The organism is Paenibacillus sp. FSL R5-0636 (genome assembly GCF_037974255.1).
GTDB lineage: Bacteria > Bacillota > Bacilli > Paenibacillales > Paenibacillaceae > Paenibacillus_AQ > Paenibacillus_AQ odorifer.
Genome location: NZ_CP150232.1, coordinates 320,636 through 339,045, shown reverse-complemented (window position 1 = coordinate 339,045; position 18,410 = coordinate 320,636). Strand labels below are relative to the sequence as shown.

Annotated in this window: 13 protein-coding genes; 3 read left to right on the top strand and 10 right to left on the bottom strand. The window is 44.8% G+C overall.

The features are described from left to right. Nucleotides 1–53: 53 nt before the first annotated feature. The 7 genes from MKX34_RS01510 to MKX34_RS01480 all read right to left on the bottom strand — a co-directional run bounded on the left by MKX34_RS01510 (nt 54) and on the right by MKX34_RS01480 (nt 12,574). Nucleotides 54–1,166 (bottom strand): extracellular solute-binding protein, encoded by a 1,113-nt coding sequence (locus tag MKX34_RS01510; protein WP_076141409.1) that lies wholly within the window; start codon nt 1,164–1,166, stop codon nt 54–56. A gap of 274 nt (nt 1,167–1,440) precedes the next feature. After that, complete coding sequence (locus tag MKX34_RS01505; protein ID WP_036687327.1) at nt 1,441–2,220, bottom strand: ABC transporter permease; 780 nt, start codon at nt 2,218–2,220, stop codon at nt 1,441–1,443. A gap of 15 nt (nt 2,221–2,235) precedes the next feature. Continuing rightward, the gene (locus tag MKX34_RS01500) at nt 2,236–3,012 is read right to left on the bottom strand and encodes an ABC transporter ATP-binding protein (RefSeq protein WP_038568268.1); all 777 of its coding nucleotides are present in this window, start codon (nt 3,010–3,012) and stop codon (nt 2,236–2,238) included. Between the two features lie 12 nt (nt 3,013–3,024). After that, entirely contained in the window at nt 3,025–4,065 is a 1,041-nt protein-coding gene (locus MKX34_RS01495) for an ABC transporter substrate-binding protein (protein WP_036687322.1), read from the bottom strand. Between the two features lie 22 nt (nt 4,066–4,087). Then, nucleotides 4,088–5,542, bottom strand: coding sequence for an aryl-sulfate sulfotransferase (locus tag MKX34_RS01490; RefSeq protein ID WP_076107352.1), 1,455 nt, complete (start codon nt 5,540–5,542; stop codon nt 4,088–4,090). Nucleotides 5,543–5,567: 25 nt separating this feature from the next. Beyond that, nucleotides 5,568–6,107, bottom strand: a complete 540-nt coding sequence (locus tag MKX34_RS01485) for a MarR family transcriptional regulator (RefSeq protein WP_036687318.1) — start codon at nt 6,105–6,107, stop codon at nt 5,568–5,570. Between the two features lie 575 nt (nt 6,108–6,682). Then, nucleotides 6,683–12,574, bottom strand: coding sequence for an S-layer homology domain-containing protein (locus MKX34_RS01480; protein ID WP_179089317.1), 5,892 nt, complete (start codon nt 12,572–12,574; stop codon nt 6,683–6,685). 256 nt (nt 12,575–12,830) lie between these two features. Here MKX34_RS01480 and MKX34_RS01475 point away from each other — a divergent pair, with 256 nt between their 5' ends. Further along, nucleotides 12,831–13,217 (top strand): hypothetical protein, encoded by a 387-nt coding sequence (locus MKX34_RS01475; protein ID WP_038568262.1) that lies wholly within the window; start codon nt 12,831–12,833, stop codon nt 13,215–13,217. A gap of 107 nt (nt 13,218–13,324) precedes the next feature. On the opposite strand, the gene MKX34_RS01470 is transcribed toward MKX34_RS01475, so the two are convergent. The 3 genes from MKX34_RS01470 to MKX34_RS01460 all read right to left on the bottom strand — a co-directional run bounded on the left by MKX34_RS01470 (nt 13,325) and on the right by MKX34_RS01460 (nt 16,434). Continuing rightward, nucleotides 13,325–14,341: an AI-2E family transporter gene (locus tag MKX34_RS01470; RefSeq protein ID WP_076101160.1), complete on the bottom strand. Its 1,017-nt coding sequence runs from the start codon at nt 14,339–14,341 to the stop codon at nt 13,325–13,327. 140 nt (nt 14,342–14,481) lie between these two features. After that, nucleotides 14,482–15,666, bottom strand: coding sequence for a polysaccharide deacetylase family protein (locus MKX34_RS01465; RefSeq protein ID WP_081384015.1), 1,185 nt, complete (start codon nt 15,664–15,666; stop codon nt 14,482–14,484). 210 nt (nt 15,667–15,876) lie between these two features. Next, complete coding sequence (locus tag MKX34_RS01460) at nt 15,877–16,434, bottom strand: transcriptional regulator (protein ID WP_076297246.1); 558 nt, start codon at nt 16,432–16,434, stop codon at nt 15,877–15,879. A gap of 195 nt (nt 16,435–16,629) precedes the next feature. Here MKX34_RS01460 and MKX34_RS01455 point away from each other — a divergent pair, with 195 nt between their 5' ends. Both MKX34_RS01455 and MKX34_RS01450 read left to right on the top strand, forming a co-directional pair. After that, entirely contained in the window at nt 16,630–17,535 is a 906-nt protein-coding gene (locus tag MKX34_RS01455; protein ID WP_339204255.1) for a sugar ABC transporter permease, read from the top strand. A gap of 25 nt (nt 17,536–17,560) precedes the next feature. Beyond that, nucleotides 17,561–18,406, top strand: a complete 846-nt coding sequence (locus tag MKX34_RS01450; protein WP_076101155.1) for a carbohydrate ABC transporter permease — start codon at nt 17,561–17,563, stop codon at nt 18,404–18,406. Nucleotides 18,407–18,410 lie beyond the last annotated feature (4 nt).

The following is an 18,410-nucleotide window of genomic DNA, read 5'->3' as shown; positions in this document are numbered from 1 at the left end:
CTTACGGCATCATGACGAAGGCGCCCTGCTTCTTTTTTGGGGAGAAATGCATACTAGTTCAAATGCACAAGCACACGTTCCTGCCACAATTGAGGAATGGTTTTTGCCGTCTCTTCCCATACCTTGTAATCACCAACAGGCTTAGCGTTGACATATTCGTCTTTTGGTAGCAGCTTAGCTGCAACATCATCCGGCAACGTTACACTGTCACGGATCGGACGAGCGTAACCTTTGGCAAGATTAATCTGTCCTTCATCACTAAGGATGTATTGGCGTGTAAGCTTCGCCGCGTTAGGATGCGGCGCATATTTGTTGATGATCGTGGCATACCCGCTCACGACACTGCCTTCTTGTGGAATGGCTACAGCGAAGCCATCTTTGTTGATCTGGTCTCTATAATTCAAAGCGTTGAAATCCCACAGCAGGGTAACTTCCACTTCACCTTTTTCAATGTTGGCAAGGGAAGCCTCTGCATTGGAGAGACGTCCTTTTTTAGCTAAATCCTCGAAAAAAGCAATCCCTGGTTCAATGTTCGACTCGTCGCCACCAAAGGCAATCGCTGCGGCCAATACAGCCATCTGTGCTTGAGCAGCTTTGGTTACATCACCAACGATGATTTTGTAATTGCCGTTCTTCAGATCTTCCCAGCTCTTCGGCGGATTCGCCACGAGCTTAGTGTTAGTCAGAAAAGAGATGGTGCCTTGATAGCCGACGATCCAATTTCCGTCCTTGTCCTTAGCCCAATCAGGGATTTCATCCCAGTAGGATGTTTTATAAGGCTGGGTTACCCCTTTCTCCACGGCAACCGATCCAAACGCAATCCCCACATCTCCGATGTCGGCCGTTGGTTTGTCTTTTTCCGCATCAAACTTGGCAATTTCCTCCGCGCTCGACATATCGGTATCCGAATGTGTAAGACCATACTTACTGTCCATATCACTCCATGTATCTTTCCAGTTCGCCCAAGAATCCGGCATTCCTACACTGACGATACTGCCCTCTTCTTTAGCTTTACTCTCGATCTCAGTCAGACTTAATTCTTTGGTGCCAGCCTTTCCATTCGTTGTTTCTTCAGCCTTGGCTGAATTTCCACAAGCAGCAAGCAACAGGACGAGCAAGGATAACATTAGACCCATTGATAATTGATTTTTGATCCCTTTTTTCATGATTTCCCCTTCACTCCTATTTCTTATTTGCGGGCTTCTTTATGCTCCAACTGTTAGGCACCCAATTGCAGTATAGGCGTGTACTATTTTCGCGGCATTAAGGAGAATAGGAATATTTGTAAATAAAAAGAAACGACCTGTCGTCTTTTTTAGATGACCGCCGTTTCCCTTAGAAATACAATTTACTTACAATGACAAAAAATATTCGTATAAACTTCAGTCCAAGTAAAAAACTGCCCGACATTTCCAGGCAGTTTTACATGTATGAATATAACTACCGTCTACGCGCTGCCACACTGACAACACCGTATCTGTAAAGCACCTTCTTACCGAACCAGCCAAAAAGCCGATCCGTAAAGAAGCCCATAAAGCCAAGGCAGAACAACCCGACAAAGATCCAATCCGTACGGAAAAACAACCGGGAATTCCAGATCAGATAACCTACGCCTTCGTTCGAAGCAATCATTTCCGCGCCGATAATCGCCATATATGAGGTGCCCATCGCTAAGCGGATACCCGTAAAAATATAAGGAATCGTCGCCGGAACGACCACATGAATCAGAATTTGCCACTCACTGGCGCCCATACTGCGGGCTGAGCGGATTTTGTCCTCTTCCACGGACATCACACCGGTTAAAGTATTCAGCACCACGATAAAAAAGGTAGCGTACATAATTAACGCAATCTTCGACTGCTCCCCAATACCAAACCATACTAGGAACAAAGTAATGAATGCAATCGGCGGGATAAAACGGATAAAGTTCAGGAAAGGCTCCGCAAAAATACGGATCAAGTTCACCTTCCCAATGATTAGTCCTACTGGAATCGCCAGTAAACTGCCGAGTACCCAACCAATGAGCACCCGATAAAAGCTAATCCCTATATATTGCAGCAAGGTTCCGTCTTCCAGCAGCTCCCGTCCGCCCTTAAGTGTACTCCATGGTCCGGGGATCACATCGGGGCCATAGATTACAGCTCCAAGCTGCCAGACGCAGAGCGCGGTAATCCATAGAAGGGTTACGGAAACCCACTTCTTCTCCACCCATTTCCTCATCTGTCTCACCCTATCCTATTCTTCGAAATGACCTTGAATTTGATTGTATAACGAGTAGAATTCCGGTGAGGTTACGTCCCGCGGATACGGCAGTGTATTGTCATAAATATCTGTAATATTAGAGGACGGTCCTACTGACATAATGCCAATTCGTTCTCCCAGCAATAACGCCTCCTGAATATCATGAGTTACAAAAATCACCGTCTTATGTGTCTGGCGCCAAATGTTGACCAATTCCTTCTGCATCGTTCGGCGCGTCATCGCATCCAGCGCACCAAATGGCTCATCCATTAGCAGAATCGCTGGATCATTCGCCAGCACCCGAGCCAGCTGAACACGCTGCTTCATACCCCCAGACAGCTCCTTCGGGAACTTCTCCTCATGCCCGTTCAGCCCAACAAGCCCGATGAACCTATCCGATATTGTGTGCCGTTCCGCCTTTGCGATTTTCTTCATCCGCAATCCGAACTCCACATTCTGCCGGACGGTTAACCAAGGGAATAAGGAGGAATCCGCCTGCTGGAACACAACCGCCCGATCTCTGCCGGGCTTATTCACCTCTACATTATCCACCCGTAGATGCCCACCGGATTTGGAGACAAACCCGGCGATCATATTCAGCAGTGTTGATTTCCCGCAACCACTCGGCCCAAGCAGAACGAAGAATTCCCCACCTTTAATTACGAGATCTACATCTTTTATAATGTAGTGAATGTCCCCAGCAGTTGGTTCGCTGTAGCTTTTACGGAGCTGCTCAATATGAATGGTATGCTGCTTAGCAGGTAATGACATTCTGAACTCCCCCTATTTCTTGTACGTAACCTCTTCTGGCAATGCCTTCGCCAGCGGCTCAAGATTCAGCTTGCTATCCAGATCGAAATCCTTCTCGATGATTCCGTTGTCGACCATATATTTCTTCTGCTTGGTCAAACTGTCATACGCTGCTTGAGTAAATCCTAGTGCCCACGGATTATTCGGCAGGTCTTTTATCGTAGATTCCTTAGGCTGCTTCACTTCCTTATACATCAGATCAGCAACCTCATCTGGGTGAGCCTGAGCATAGGCTCCAGCTTCATCCACCGCTGCTAGGAAATTCGCTATACCTTGCGGATTCTTAGCCGCAAAATCATTTCCCGTTACAATCCCCATCCCCAATCGAACCGTGGTTTTAGACATATCCGTCAGTTCATGAACACCTTTAAGCGCATAGAGCTTATCATTCAGAACCGAACCATAAAACCATGCTCCATCCACAGCACCTTGCTTCAAAGCGATATAAGCTTCATCAAAGGCACCCTGTCCTATTAACTCCACATCACTGAGAGCGGCATTATGCTCTTTCAAATATTCATCCCAAAGGTACGGAATGAAGGTGCCGCGTATGAAACTCAGCTTCTTTCCCTTCAAGTCTTCAGCCTTCTGAATATCGTCCTGTACGAACAATTTCCATTCAGTGGACGCTTCATCAGTCGCTAATCCCGCCGAGGCGATAATAGCATAATCGCCCTTCGCCACTGCGTTCAGCAATGGGAAGTCTGCCCCGAAAGCCACATCCACCTGTTTAATAAAAAGGGCATTTACACCTTCCGCAGGGGAACCAAAGTTGACTAGTTCAGCGTCAATCCCGTGTTTGGCAAAGATGCCTTTATCTAATGCCACCCGAAAAGTGGGATTCGTATTGATGTCAGCAATTTTTATCTTTAATATCTCATCTTTGCTGTTCGCCGCTCCCTCTTTAGAGGCATTAGAGGCAGCCGCATCGCCCTTGGAGCTGCAGCCCGATAAAAGGATAACCACTGATAAAGATAAGAGCAGAAAGCTTGAGCTGATCCATGATTTTTTCAACCGACACATCTCCTCAAATTTGTTAATTTACCTTGCGGCTGCTGCCTTCATCCGTCGTCGCCACACAAGCAGCTCCTTCAACAAAGGGCAGGGTTGTCGCCACACTTACCACAGAATCCGATCCTTTAGGTGCAGCCCCCGGGACTCTGAACTGTGTTACGTCTATTGGCTCAATCGCTTGTTCAACTGGTGCTTCCAACTGTGGTACCCAGGCATAAGGCACACGGTAGGAACGATAGACCATGTTGGTATTTCTGGAGTCCGTAAATGGCGAGATATATTCCCATACCAGTTCATGTTCTGGCGTAACCTCAAAGAGTCTGCCGTTAGAACCTTCTGTAATTAAGGTATTGCCATTCGGAAGCCGTTGAGCTGAGCTGATATATGGACTGTAGAATTTATAAGAATCGGTTGGGACAGAGAAACCAGCTTCTGCCGCTGTATATTGCCACTCAATCTCAAGGGTCACGGGATTAATCTCCAGAATTCGCGAGTGGTCGCGGAGTGCATTTTTTTGCCCAAAAGGAGAAGATGGATTTGGAAGACCATAACCGCCCCAGCCCCCGTTATCGAATACAAGTAAGTTACCTTCTCCCGGCAAACCTTTCGGAATGATGTGCGCATGATGCTGGCCAATGATCCAGTCGATATGCTTCACTTCTGGCAGCGAGTAATCCGGACCGATTCTCCAAACGATGGCTCCGGTACGCTTATCCGTTATCGCAATAATATTTGCTTCCCGCGCATCCCAGATCACGTTATCCGGATGGAAACGCTCGTCACCTGCATCGTAAAACTTATTGGGTCCTACATAAGAAGCCGAATTGATATGCAGCCAGTCCCCAACACCGCCACCTAGATTTCCGAAAGAGCGTGAGTTAGGATCACGGAATAGTACATTTTTGGCAGCTTCATCAAAGCCTAGCTCATCAAAATGTTCATTTGGAGCCCACTCCCAGACGATATTCCCCTCCCAGTCCACCTCAAGGATCGTGTCATCAAGCAATTGTTTGTCGGAGATCTGAGGATTGTAGATATTTTTGTGAGCAAGAATTAGCGTTTTGCCACTGTCTACCTTGGGTTCAAGCCCTGGTGCAAAATATCCGACCGGATTGCCTTCGCGCTGATAGTCATGATGCTGGCGGGCATACCAGAGGGGTTCATAACCCGGATCTTCTATATGTTCATAGCTGTTATATTTCCACACGATGTTCCCATCCCAGTCCACCTGTACCAGATCTACATTATCCTGTATGCCGAATTTGGGATCTCTTCTTCCTGTGCTGCCCAGCACATAACCACCCGGGAAGATTTTAGCCGGAAATCCAAGCAGCCCCTTCCACAAATGTACCTCTTTACCGTTCATATCTATCAGTACAACACCTTCTTCACCAGCTTGAAATACAGTATAGCCACTCCAGGCTTTGTCAGGGTTATATACGGTTGCTCCAGTTGGATAAATGGTTGAATGTCCCATCGTTCATCTCTCCTATTTTCAATTTTTAGTAGCTAAGATAATTACTTTTTTTGGTGGTTGTTCGTGGCTTCTGTTCAAGGGTTGGAGAGGTCTCTGCATTCTCCTTGGCGAGCTTCAGCAGGATATCCGAGAATCCTTCTAAATTGCTAATGATCCGCTGATAAAAGTCATTTTGCTGCGCCAATTCCTCCTCCGTAAACCCCTCAAACAAAAGCGAAATACATCGTTCTCCGATGTTGCTGTTCTGCTCCGCCAGCTTGCGGCCTTTATCCGTAATATCCAGCATTACCGTTCTACGGTCGCCTTCTTTACGTCTGCGCACGGTATATCCACCCGCCTCAAGCTTATCGCTCAATGCGGTAATCGCACCTGAGGTGAAGTCTAGTTCATCCGCTAAGTCTCCTAGCCTTTGCTCACCATCGCGAATGATTTTGTGCAGAATCAGCATGCCTGGTAAGGAGATGCCTGCTACGGCGACCTTATCCCGCTCTTTCACGAATCTGCGAACCGCCTTGCGAAATGCCCAATCTGTCTCCTCCAGCTGTCTCCAATATTGTTCGCTCATGCTTACCTCTGCTTTCTCCCAATCAGCCCATAAAAAAAGACTCCCAGCACCTACCCCTGACAAGGGAAAAGTACGGGAGCCTTTGGTGGTCCAATCAGCTCGGTTGAATTATTTCACTGTTCATTTAATTACTGTTTAAGTATTGGTGATATCATATACCCCTTTATTCCTACCTGTCAAGTGCGTATTTTTAAGAATTCAAAAAAAGAGCACTCACAAAGGTGCACTCCAACTTGTAAGCTTATTGACCACTTTCCAGTACAAGCGCATGACTGTCTTCATCATAAACCTGCATAAAAGATGATACGGCCGGTAAATAACGCTCTAACCGGTAAATATATTTTACCCGATTCCTGAAGTGGCAGATTGGAGATATTTAATTTCACTTGCACTCCTTGCAATCTATCTTTTATTTCGAAAAATTTGAAAATTAAAAATTAATCCAAAATATTATATATAAAAAATCATATGAGTAGTGAGAATTTCCTTTTTTTCATAGAAGAACATGAAGACTACACGCCAAAAATGACAAAAAGCAGACCAGAGTCACCTCTGCCTGCCTTTGCCATCCAATCTTATAAATTAATTATTCCATATAACAGTTTTGCGATTTCAGCGCGGGTTACTTTACCACGAGGGTCAAAGTTATTGTTGCCCTTGCCGTCAAGGATTCCCTTAGCCTGTAAATCAATGACTGCTTGCTTCGCCCACTCAGATACGCTATTCATATCCTTGAAGCTTGCAGTAGCAGCAACGGAAGCTTGCGATCCAGCTTTATACTGCATCAGTTTCTGCAAGACAACTGCCGCTTCCTCACGGGTAATTGCATCTTTAGGGCGGAACTTGCCATCACTGCCTTGGATCAATCCAAGCTGGACAGCTTTGTCTATCGACTGTGCATAATAAGCATCTTTAGATACATCTGCGAAAGCACTCTGGGCGATAGCTCCACTTGCCTCATCCAATCCGAGAGAACGAATGGCCAGTGTAACAAAGTCTGCGCGGGTTACATTCGCCTGTGGTCCATAATGCGTATCGTCAATCCCTTTAATCACATGCTTAGCCGTCAGCTTGGAAATATACGACTCTGCCCAGTGGCCAGCAGTATCCCTAAATTGCTTATGGTATTCCAGCACCGCAAAGGAGGAAAAGTGATTTGTTGTGAAGGTAACGGTATTATCCTTAAACACTCCACCCAAATATTCCAACGTGCTGCCATTTACATAATAGACACCCGCAAAATCCGTATCGAGCTTAGCAAACTGTTCCTTAGTCAGCGTCAAGGTAACCGTAACAGCACCTTTAAGCTGATGGATAGCTGTTTCTTTGCCGCCTGCTGATGTACTGAGGTTCATCGTAACGGTAGCTCTAGCTGGACCCATTCCAGCGACATTGGCCTGTACAGAAATCATACTCATATCAATGCTTAGTAGCAGCAGATCACTGCCTGCCGGGATGGCTGGTAAGGAGCTTGTCGGTACGCTCAATGTAACGTTAGAAGACACAATATTCAGGTTCAGCTTCTTATCGATAGCCTGTTGTATACTCGCTGCATCAAGAGCAATTCTAATCTGATCTTGAGCCGAAGCGGCTCCGCCTACGCTAATCTTTAGGCTTCCCCCTGTAGCAGCTTCTTCTATCCGCTTCTTCAAGGCTGACGGATCAGCTGTATACGTTCCATTACTTCCTAATGTAAGTTCAATGTTTCCTTTTTCCGCTACCGGTGTGGTGGTAGGCGTTGGAGTCACTATTGGCACTGGTGAAACTACTGGAGGTGCCGTTGTCACCTCAGGTGTTGGTGTCGGCGTCACTTCTGGCGATGGCGATACCTCAGGTGTCGGCGTTACCTCTGGCGACGGTGTTGGTGTCACCTCTGGTGTCGGCGTCACATCCTCTTTTCCAGTGTAAAAGCCCCAGATATCTGAAAGCACACTGCCGGAGTGATCATCCTCAACCTTTGTGTACCATTGGTAGTAGCTATCCGGATTTAGCTTACTCCAAATGACCTGAGTCTCCGCGCCACTCTCTACTTGTTGATTGGCCGAAATTTCCTGATCGCTGTAAACCTTGACTCCGATATAGTCGGTAGCCACACGTTTAGTCACAGGCTGTAGATCCAGATCCAGAACGAACTCATCTTTGCCTGGATATTCGTCTTCATCATAGTAGTTATAATCATCCAAATAAGGCGAATAAGTCTTCACGCGAAGTTTGTTATTAGCAACATCGAACTGAAGCAGACGGATATAGCCAAGGCCTCCTTCTTCAGCACCTTGATAATCTGCCAGCATTTGATAGACACTGCGGTCTGGAATACCGTCACCGTTATCATCCAGCTCGTCCACCTTAAGCTCAGCATCATGATAATGGCCGGACAGTGCTGCGATTACGTTTTTGTTAGGTTTCACAACCATCTCAAAAATCTTATCCGCAATAGGTGCACGGTTATTAGAAACCAGCAAATATTCATGGAGACAAAGAATCGCTTTACGCTCTGGATAACGGGCAACGATCTCATTCATCCATTCGATTTCTTCCTCAGCCAATCCCCAGCCCATGTATACAATAACAAAATCATTTCCGTTCGCAGACACTAAATCGTAATGGCCCCTGTTGTTGTCATAAGAGCCACCGAAGGTCGGCATATTCTTGAATCTCCACTCCCCAAAATACTCCCAGAACTTCGTGTAATCCCCGGTTTGATGGCCTACGTCATGATTACCCGCAAGAACACCATAAGGAATGTTAGCTTCCTCCAGAACCTTCATGTTCCGGTCAGCTTCCTTCCACTCATACTCCTGATAGGATTTATCCACGACATCTCCTGTATGGATTACATATTTCAGGTTCAAGCTCTCTTTGTTGTCAGCTATCCATTCTACATTTTTACGGTAAATGTAAGGGTAGCTCTGTGAATAATATTGTGTATCAGACATCCATACAAAAGAGAAATCATACGTATCTTGTGTTACTGTAGGTGCTGTCTTAGCCACAGAAGCAATTTCGTCCTGAACCATTACAGCAATGCTATTTCCATTAGCATATGCTCCAGCTGTAACCGTGGATTTCAGCTCAAAATCCTCTGTTCCAGCGATTAAATGATCCAGATGTAACCATTTTTGTTGAGCAGGGCTCCAAGCGTAGAGACTTACTTTACGTCCCGGCAACGAATTCCCTTTCCATTTAATATCTACACGATCTGACGCCTTAACCGACTCATCCAGCTTAATTTCATAACGCTGATAAGGGAATTGATCAACAGCATCATTAATTAAATATTGTCCGTCCACCGCACTTATTTTACTGTAGTCGTCACCGCTAAGCGCTTGTTCGCCCGCAGGTTCGGATTGTTTCGGCGGCTCTGTATCGGATGCGTTTATAAACCCAGCAAAGCCGTGCTCTGGATGGTTAGCATCGTACTTGAATCCTCTAAAGAAGGTAACGTTTATCTTATCCTGATTAGGATCTTCAACCTTAACCTTTAAAGTCGGATTAGTACCTACAGCAGTCTCCCAGTTCGTAGGAGAAATAAGCAGTGGTGCAAATGGATTCTCATTCGGCACATGGAATGCAATTACCTTTTCTGTCTGATTGCCGATCTTATCCAAGGCTGTGATAGAAAGCGTATGATCCCCAGCGGATAACTTCCCGGATGAAGTAGCATAGGGCAGTTCAATGACATTACCGTCCAGCTTTACACTGACCTTATCTACACCCGCATAGGTATCCTTAACTTCAGCAGCAATTTCAAAATTGCCACGGTAAGTTTGTCCTTCTTCTATCGATGCTTTAATGGATGGTGGCGTGTTATCGACAATCACGTTTGATGATACTTTCGTTCCACCTTCGGTAAGCGTTACTTTATGTTCTCCGTCAGGTACTTCTTTAGTATTCCAGTTATACGCCTTTGAACGGAACAAATCCGCTTTCAGATCAAACTGGAAGCCGAGGGATTCGTGCTTACCTGCGCTGTCCCCCATCTTGATTTCCTTATCACGTTCTGCATAAGCCGGATCCCAAATTTCGGTACCGTCTGCCAGCAGGAGACGAACATTTTTCACTTCAAAATCATCCTTATTCTCCTCAGGACGAGGGTCAAAGGGGGAAGATTTAGAGCCCGCCCGAATGTAAATCACATTATCCGCGCCCACTTGTAAAGCGGCAGAAGAAATAGGAAAAGTCAATGTAGTATACGTAGTAATCGGGTCCAGAAAGGTATACAGAATACTGGCATCTCCTAGTTCTTCCGGTCCCATCGTGATGGCATTTTTAAAATAATAATCCACATTTTTGGCTTCAAATACAAAGTAGGCATCATTCTCAAGTGCAGTATATGCCTCGTTATTGCCCAGTAGCAAACTGTCGATGCTCAAGCCTAAATCATCAGCCTTAGCGGTGGCAGAGGTTCCTTTTACGGTCACAGAACCATTGATCAATTGCCCCTCCTTCACGTTCAAACGAAGTGGGGATTGATCCTGTCCTCCTGTAACTTTTACTTTTATTACTGGAGATTGTGTTTCATTCGTTCCATCAGAAACGACAAAGTAATATTGAATTTCATTTCTGCCAATCAAATCAGCAGAGGTCAATTTAAAGTGATACAAGCTGTCGTTGAAGTCTTGGGATAGATTGTGGCTAACAGCCTCCGGCTGCTTGTCCGAAGATACTCTAACCTCCACAGAAGTAACAGCTTTATTGTCATCAGCAAAAGCCTTCAAATCGAGACCCATCGACTGGTCAATCTCCGTTACGCCCGTCAGATCTTCTACTGATGGTTTCTCTGTATCCGGCTCCACATGGATCGGCGTGTTTGGAAGTTGTGTTACATCCGTATGGCCTGGTGACGGAACGGCTGAGCCCGTACTGATCTTGAGCATTTTGCTTAGTCCATTGACAGGATACTTGTATAGAAGGGCTTTATTTTCTTTAGTATCGTCACCTTTAGCTCCGCCATCGTAGGTGAGGTCTGCATCATAATACGCGGAGGAAATTTCTTTCTCCGTGTTACTTTTGATTACGACTGCCCGGCGGCCTGAGTTCGCCATACCATCGCTTTTGATCAAAAAGAGATTGGTGCCTTCAATTAAGTTTGTGTTGAATTCTGTATTGAAATCATTAGCAGTGTAAGTGCTATTTGCACTATTAATAACCCAAAACACCACGGACTGCTGTGCAGGAATCAGAAAGTTCTCTGGTGTCGAAGGCCACTTCACATCAGAAGCGTTACCTTTATCAGGATAACGATAATAGACCTTGTAGTCCTTGAAATTAACTGGTGCATCGGTATTGTTATAGACCTCAATGAATTCAAAAGCGTCGCTGCTCGTTCCTTTTACATTCGTCGAGTTTGGCAGCAGCTCTGTGATTAACAACGGTGGCACATTGTTCGGATCGAACGCCGGCAGATTCACATGAACAGAATAACTCTCTGTCACATTGTTAACGCGGATGCTGTAATGCAGCTCCGGCTCTTCCAGCGCAGCTGCAGGAATCATTGCCGCATAATCGTCCCCACCTTTTGAGGTCATGGTGATTACCGTATCTTTCACCTGAGAAGGAGAGCCATACTGTAGCTTCACTACGGGTAGTGATCCATCTGCCCCGCTTTCCAGATTAGTAATCTTCGCACTGATAGGAAGATCGGCTGGATCAACACTACTCTGTGCGATATGTTCAATCACTGGCTGCTTGTCCCCAGGAACTAGCTCAGGCACTTGTTCTGCCTCTACGGTTCCAGGCGTAGCCACAACCGTTCCCGAATTCGCCATGAGGTTCATAACAGAGCTATCTGCCTGCAAATATTGATAGAAGATCCCGTTATTCTCCTTCACCTGTTCTTTTCCATAGGAAGCAGAAACAATTAACGTATCTCCTGCATTGCTTTTAATTTGTAAATTACGCGCAGAAGTATTAGCCATCCCCCCGCCACCGTTGATCCGGAACAGATTCACTCCTTCCTGCAAAGCTGCAGAAGGACTAAAGTTTTTGATGAAATCCTCCGTAGGAACATTCAGATTATTGCCGTTCATAATCCAGAAAACAATATTTCCATGCGCCGGTATTACAGCATCACCATTAGGTGCCCATGTATCTTTGTCATTATAAAAGAAATAATAATCCTTAAAATTAACCGGCTTGTCCGTATTATTGTAGATCTCAACAAACTCGTAACCATCTACAGAGGTTCCATCTGTCCCTTTTACATTTTTAGTATCCGGAACAACTTCTGTAATCAGTAATGCTCCTGGATGGTTAGGTACCGCGTACACATCTGCCATTACAGTCGGTTGACTTAAAAGCGTGTCGAGCTCAACCTGTTCATCAAAATGCGCCTCTAATTCGGAAGATGTCTGCTCCATCTCCAGCTGCTGCTCCTCGGCATATCCTGCTGGAACCATGATTCCAAACATCAGACTGCTGGCAATTACGCTGGATAGAAAACGTTTAGCTTTTGCTGTTATTCTCAAAACTCCGAACACTCCCCATTTGTTTGATTGTGATTCAATGCATAAATATGCATTGAAGCTCATCTGGAAAGTATACCTGTGGTGTATTATCGCTATATCATAGCCGTGTTAAATCTTTAGGTTATTTTTAATATTGCTTAAGCTTCAGTTCAGCTTCACGGGTTACAATATAACTAGTTAGAACCCATTTTAAACGATACTTTAGACGGATGCTTAAGCAAGATAAGTTATTGCAGAACAAGAAAAGAGGACTCTAATGGATATAAAAAGAGTGATCATAGTCGGAACGGTAGTTGTAGTGATGTCTTTTGGAAATGCTTGGACTAGTCTTACCGCTAATGCAAGTTCGCCTGTAAAATGGTCCACCGCAGAGGTCGCGGATCAAGACGAATTATTGGAGGTACTTAACCAGCCAACGGACGAGGATCTATACGAGGCCATATATGACGGTAAGTCACTTCAAGATATTGCATCAGAACAAGGCCAAGATATTGAAGCTGTAATCGATCTACAGGTTGCCCAGCTAACGGATCAATTGGATTCACGGTTAGCCGCTGGAAGCATAACAACCGAGCAGTATGCGGCATATAAAGCGGAGCTGAGGGACATCGTTTCAGATAGTGTCCATACTTCCTTCGGTTAAGGGAATACATACAGCGACGCTGTAACATACACACAAAAAAACCGGCTAAATGGATCTTCCATTTAGCCGGTTTTTGTATATCTAATACTTATTTTATAACAGAATCCCTAAGTTCCTATCTTGTTCTCTCTATTAATCTCCAGAATATCAAGGAAGAATACAAAGATCGGAATCCCCAGAATCAGACCCCATACCCCGAGATAATGCTCAGAGAATAACAACACGATAAACGTATAGAACATAGGCAAATTCATTTTGGATGACATCAGTTTAGGATTTAGGAAGTAGCCTTCTACAAAATGCAGTACGGCAATCATTGCCAGTACGTATATCGTCATAACTAGGCCACCAATATTGTAACCAATAATACAAAGTGGGATTAGCGAGATAACAAAACCTACAACCGGAATTAAACTAAGCAAGAAGATCATAATGGATAATGCGAAAAGGTAAGGAAAACCTAAAATCCAGAGTCCGATCACCGTAAAGCATGTATTAAACAACGCGATCAGAATTTGTGCTTCGATTACTTTTCCGAAAGAAGAGATGAATTTTCTGCCAAAATACTCAAGCTCTACATAGAACCAAGAGATTTTGCTCTCTTTAAGGCGGGAAGTGAAACTAACGATCCTGTTCTTCTCAAGTATAAATACAAAGCTCAAAATGGTTGATAAAACAAAGCTGGTGCCCCAATTGCTTATTTTCAAGACATATTCAATACCGTCTTTCATATACGACTGATAGTTCAAATCCTTAAGCTGGGCGAATATATACTGCACTATATCATTCTGCGGGATGTTCTCAGGGGTCAAATTGGTCAAAAAATTCGTTAACTGTTTAATCTGTATGAAAACCTTAGGCAGATAATTAACGAGGGTTATGACAACTACAGCGATTAAGGCAAGGTATAGAATAACAATAATCACTTTGCTGTTAACTGCTACATATTTGTTAATGCGTTTCGTGAGCAGCACTTGAAAGCTATTCATTACATACGCAATCAAAAACGTCAACAGTACCAAATTAAGCATATCTCTAATGCTGAATAGCAGCAGAGCAACCAATCCTAAAATCAAAAAACGCCGGACCGTTAAATTTGCGTAATAACGCTTAAACAATTCCATCAGTTCTCTCCATTCGCCTACCAATTAGTACTCTGTTTATAGTCTACAGTAAGGAATTCACTTATAGCAACTAGTGATTCGCCTAAAATGACGAAATTACTCACTTTTTGTAATCTCATCATCAATAAAAGTGACACTTTTCATGCTCCTGCATCCATATGAGTCAATTCAACGATTCGGCGTTTCGGATCATATTTCATATCTATATGCAGATCTTTGCATAATTGATGAAACGGAACCATCAAGGTTCCCTTCCTCATTTCAGGAGAATTCCTTACCATATTCACCTTTTGGTTGTTCAAGGTCAATTCCATGGGCAAATCGATATGCTTCATCTGATCAAGCGTCAACGCAGCAGTAAGTGTCTCACTTCCCCCGTTAATTCGTGCGGCATTCCGATCCGCTCTAGTGTTAATCCCATCCTCAATTTTGAAGGTCAGTGAAATCCCCAGCGAATCACAAACAGCCAGCAATCTGTCATTGTAGGACCCATAAGGAAAAGCAATTGCCGAATCCGTATTGCCCAATTCTTCTTTCAGCCTTTGCTCCGCCTTGGCCAGATCACGTGTAACTCTGCTGTAGTATTCAACATTCATCTCATTCCTGTTCTCATCATCAACATATAACAAAGCACTTGCAGCTGGCCGCTGCCCGCCCTCGGCATCCACAATCCCATAATGATGCAAATCATAGGTATGACTATAAAATCCCATCCCAGCATGCTTCATTTCCCGCATTTGCTCCCAAGTGAGCTTCGGCACGCTATTCGGATCTGGGTGATCAATTGTAGATACGATAACAAAATTGACGGCTGTATATCCGTATTTTTGCAAAACGGGGAACGCCAATTCATAAAAACTTTCATATCCATCATCAAAGGTCAGCAGCACTGCATTGTCCGGAACTGCGCCGTTATTCAGCATAAATTCGCGGTATTCCGCCATGGTGATCACATGAAAACCTTCCTGCTTCAGCAGATTCATTTGATCGTCAAACCGATCAACCGATAACACCCAAGGAAACTGTGGCATGGGCTTCTCGGAAAGATGATGATACATCAGCACAGCCACCTGATCTCTGTAGTAAATGCCTTTCGGAAGCGGTCCGGATTTCTGCCAGCCGATTTGTGTATTTAGTGCCTGTTCAGCTACTGCCTTCGGGATCATAAGATCATCAGACGAGGCTGGGTTGGCAGCTATCGTCTTTATCATTTGACCATTTACGTTAATAGTAATTGTTGAAGGTTCACGTTGTGTATTCAAAATAGCAGCAAGGCTTAACAGTAGAACTATGATAACAAGCAGCATATTTTTTTTCGTTTTCAATCTCAGAATCTCCTTAACAACATTTCTTGTCCCTATGTAACTATATATTTTATGGAAGTTCCACCTGCTATTGGTTACATTTTCTTCTTATTTTTGTTTCTTTATCATAAAAAAGAGGGCGAACCTCAAGCCTGAACCGGCTTAAGGAACACCCCGCAAAAATGGAGATCTATATACAATTATGTACATCTATATGTGATTGTAGACGGTCTAGGACCTTCTCTTATCTGCGAAGTAATTCTCTTCCCCAAGCTCGCCCACGAACTGCTGCAGCCAATGATAATATTGAACGGCATGCTCCAGCTTCTCCAGATCCTTCAGGCAGAATTGCCGCTCCTCCTCAGACGTATCCACGGCTTGAACCAGTCCCTCCAGCTCAGGAATGACAACGTCCAAGGCTTGCTTCATGACATCAATCTCCCGCTGCAGCTTCATCCCAAAAAAGTTCTTAAAGGTCTGAAAGAAATCTGTTTCCACTGCATACAGATCCTTTCGGTCCCGCTTCTCCTCCAGCTTAGTGACCATCTTGGAAGCCATCAAAGAACGGACCCCATAGCTCATATTACTCTTGCTCATATTCATCACATTCTTCATCTCTTCAAGCGTCATCGGACGGTCTTCAAAGAACATAATTCCATACAGCTGCCCGAATGAATAATTCGCACCATATAGGTCCATCGTCTGAGCAATCGCATCGATCATCGGACGCAGCAGCTGCTCGCGTGGAGATAAGTCTTTATTCTCTTCACCAAAGGCTACCTGTTTCATAGCTGCACCTTCATTCCACTTATAATCTACCCTTCTATTTTACACAAAATAGCAACTACCTGCGCTAATCTCTTAAATTTTTACATAATCTCGCATCGATCTTTACGTCCACTTGACCACGCAGCTGCTCGATGAGTGTACAATTTTTTTTGAACGGAAGAGCTTTCCTCAGAATTATACCGCAAAAAACAGAAGATGGAATGGGGTATCGACAGAATAATGAAACGTTCGAGATTTATAGGGGAGTTGAAACCGGTGCTCTTCACCTTGCCGGCAATGATTCCATTCGTTGTATTTTGGCTAGCGCCATTACTTTATGTATTTTATCTCAGCTATACCGAATGGGACTTCATGAGCCCCGAGAAAACCTTTGTCGGACTAACCAACTATCTGGATCTGTTCAGCAATCCTGCCTTCTATAAAGCACTTAGAGTGACTCTGTTATTCTGTGCGGGAAGTGTGCTGCCCGTTATTCTGATCGGACTTGGACTAGCACTCCTGATGAACGGGAAGCTGAAAGGCTCCACCCTCTATCAGGTATTGCTGTTCTCCCCTTGGGTCACGCCGACCGTGGCTGTATCCATTGTGTGGTCCTGGATCTATGAACCCGAAATCGGCCTTGCCAATACTGTACTTGATCTATTAGGTCTAGAAAAAATCGGCTGGCTTCAAGATCCTAAATGGGCGCTGCTCGGCGTTCTGCTCGTGACGATATGGAAATCGGTAGGCTGGGCGATGATTTTTTACTTGGTAGCACTACGCAATGTCCCTACGGATCTGCTGGAAGCTGCTCAACTGGATGGAGCAAATGCTGTTCAAAAGTTCATCCGCATTACCTTACCGCTTATCTCACCAACGACACTGTTTCTGTTCATCGTACAGATCATCGGGGCGTTACAGGCTTACGACCAGATTAACGTACTCACACAAGGTGGACCGTCGGGATCAACACGTACCTTGCTCTATATGTATTATCAGTCTGCCTTTGAAGCCTTTCAGATTGGAGAAGCCTCTAGTGTCGCAATGATTCTGGTATTTATATGTATGCTGCTATCTGTAGTCTCACTAGAGGTTAGTAAACGGACAACCCATTATCAATAACTACTGCTGTAAAGGAGAACGACTGATGAATGCAACGACCGTACGCGTGGGCAAGCTGACCCGCCATCTATTTTTTGCAGCTATTGCACTGATCATGGCCTTCCCCTTCTATTGGATGGTCACCAGCGCCTTAAAAACCAATGATGAAATCTGGCAGTCTCCGCCCACAATCTGGCCTAAGGATCCGCTGTGGAGTAATTTTTCAGCCGCCTGGCACGAAGCCCCTTTCTTCAGATATATGGGCAATAGCATATTTGTCGCTGTGTCGATTGTTATTTTGCAGGTAATAAATTCCGGGATGATGGCCTATGCGCTTACGCATATGAAATTCCGCTTCAGAGGGCTGTTCTCCGGCGTTATTCTTTTCGGCTACATGGTTCCAGCCACCGCTGTTTATCTTCCCGGATATTTGGTATTGTCCCAGCTCCATCTACTGGATTCATATGCCGGATTAATTCTATCCAACTGTGTAAGTGTCTTCTCCATTTTTCTAATTCGCCAGGCCTTCCTTCAGGTTCCCCATGAGCTGGTGGAGGCTGGAGAAGTGGACGGTTCCTCACATATGCGGATTCTGTGGACCATTCTTGTCCCCATTACACGTTCTTCCTTTGCTGTGCTAGCCCTGATCACCTTCATTGATCAGTACAATAACTATTTCTGGCCGATGCTGATCACCAAAGACCCTAATCTCCAGCTAGTCTCGGCGGGTCTGCGTAGTTTCTTTACTCAAGGAGGTGCTTACGGATTAAAATGGCCGCTGATCATGGCCGCTAGCGCATTCACCATCGCCCCGTTGCTGCTAGTATTTCTACTAGCTCAGAAAACGATCATGCAAAGTGTCAACATGACCGCTGGTTCCAGCAAAGGATAAGCTA

Bases quoted from the DNA above. Each gene is read 5' to 3' on its own strand.
- MKX34_RS01510 (WP_076141409.1), bottom strand. From the start codon at position 1,166: ATGAAAAAAGGGATCAAAAATCAATTATCAATGGGTCTAATGTTATCC.
- MKX34_RS01505 (WP_036687327.1), bottom strand. From the start codon at position 2,220: ATGAGGAAATGGGTGGAGAAGAAGTGGGTTTCCGTAACCCTTCTATGG.
- MKX34_RS01500 (WP_038568268.1), bottom strand. From the start codon at position 3,012: ATGTCATTACCTGCTAAGCAGCATACCATTCATATTGAGCAGCTCCGT.
- MKX34_RS01490 (WP_076107352.1), bottom strand. From the start codon at position 5,542: ATGGGACATTCAACCATTTATCCAACTGGAGCAACCGTATATAACCCT.
- MKX34_RS01485 (WP_036687318.1), bottom strand. From the start codon at position 6,107: ATGAGCGAACAATATTGGAGACAGCTGGAGGAGACAGATTGGGCATTT.
- MKX34_RS01475 (WP_038568262.1), top strand. From the start codon at position 12,831: ATGGATATAAAAAGAGTGATCATAGTCGGAACGGTAGTTGTAGTGATG.
- MKX34_RS01470 (WP_076101160.1), bottom strand. From the start codon at position 14,341: ATGGAATTGTTTAAGCGTTATTACGCAAATTTAACGGTCCGGCGTTTT.
- MKX34_RS01460 (WP_076297246.1), bottom strand. From the start codon at position 16,434: ATGAAACAGGTAGCCTTTGGTGAAGAGAATAAAGACTTATCTCCACGC.
- MKX34_RS01455 (WP_339204255.1), top strand. From the start codon at position 16,630: ATGGAATGGGGTATCGACAGAATAATGAAACGTTCGAGATTTATAGGG.
- MKX34_RS01450 (WP_076101155.1), top strand. From the start codon at position 17,561: ATGAATGCAACGACCGTACGCGTGGGCAAGCTGACCCGCCATCTATTT.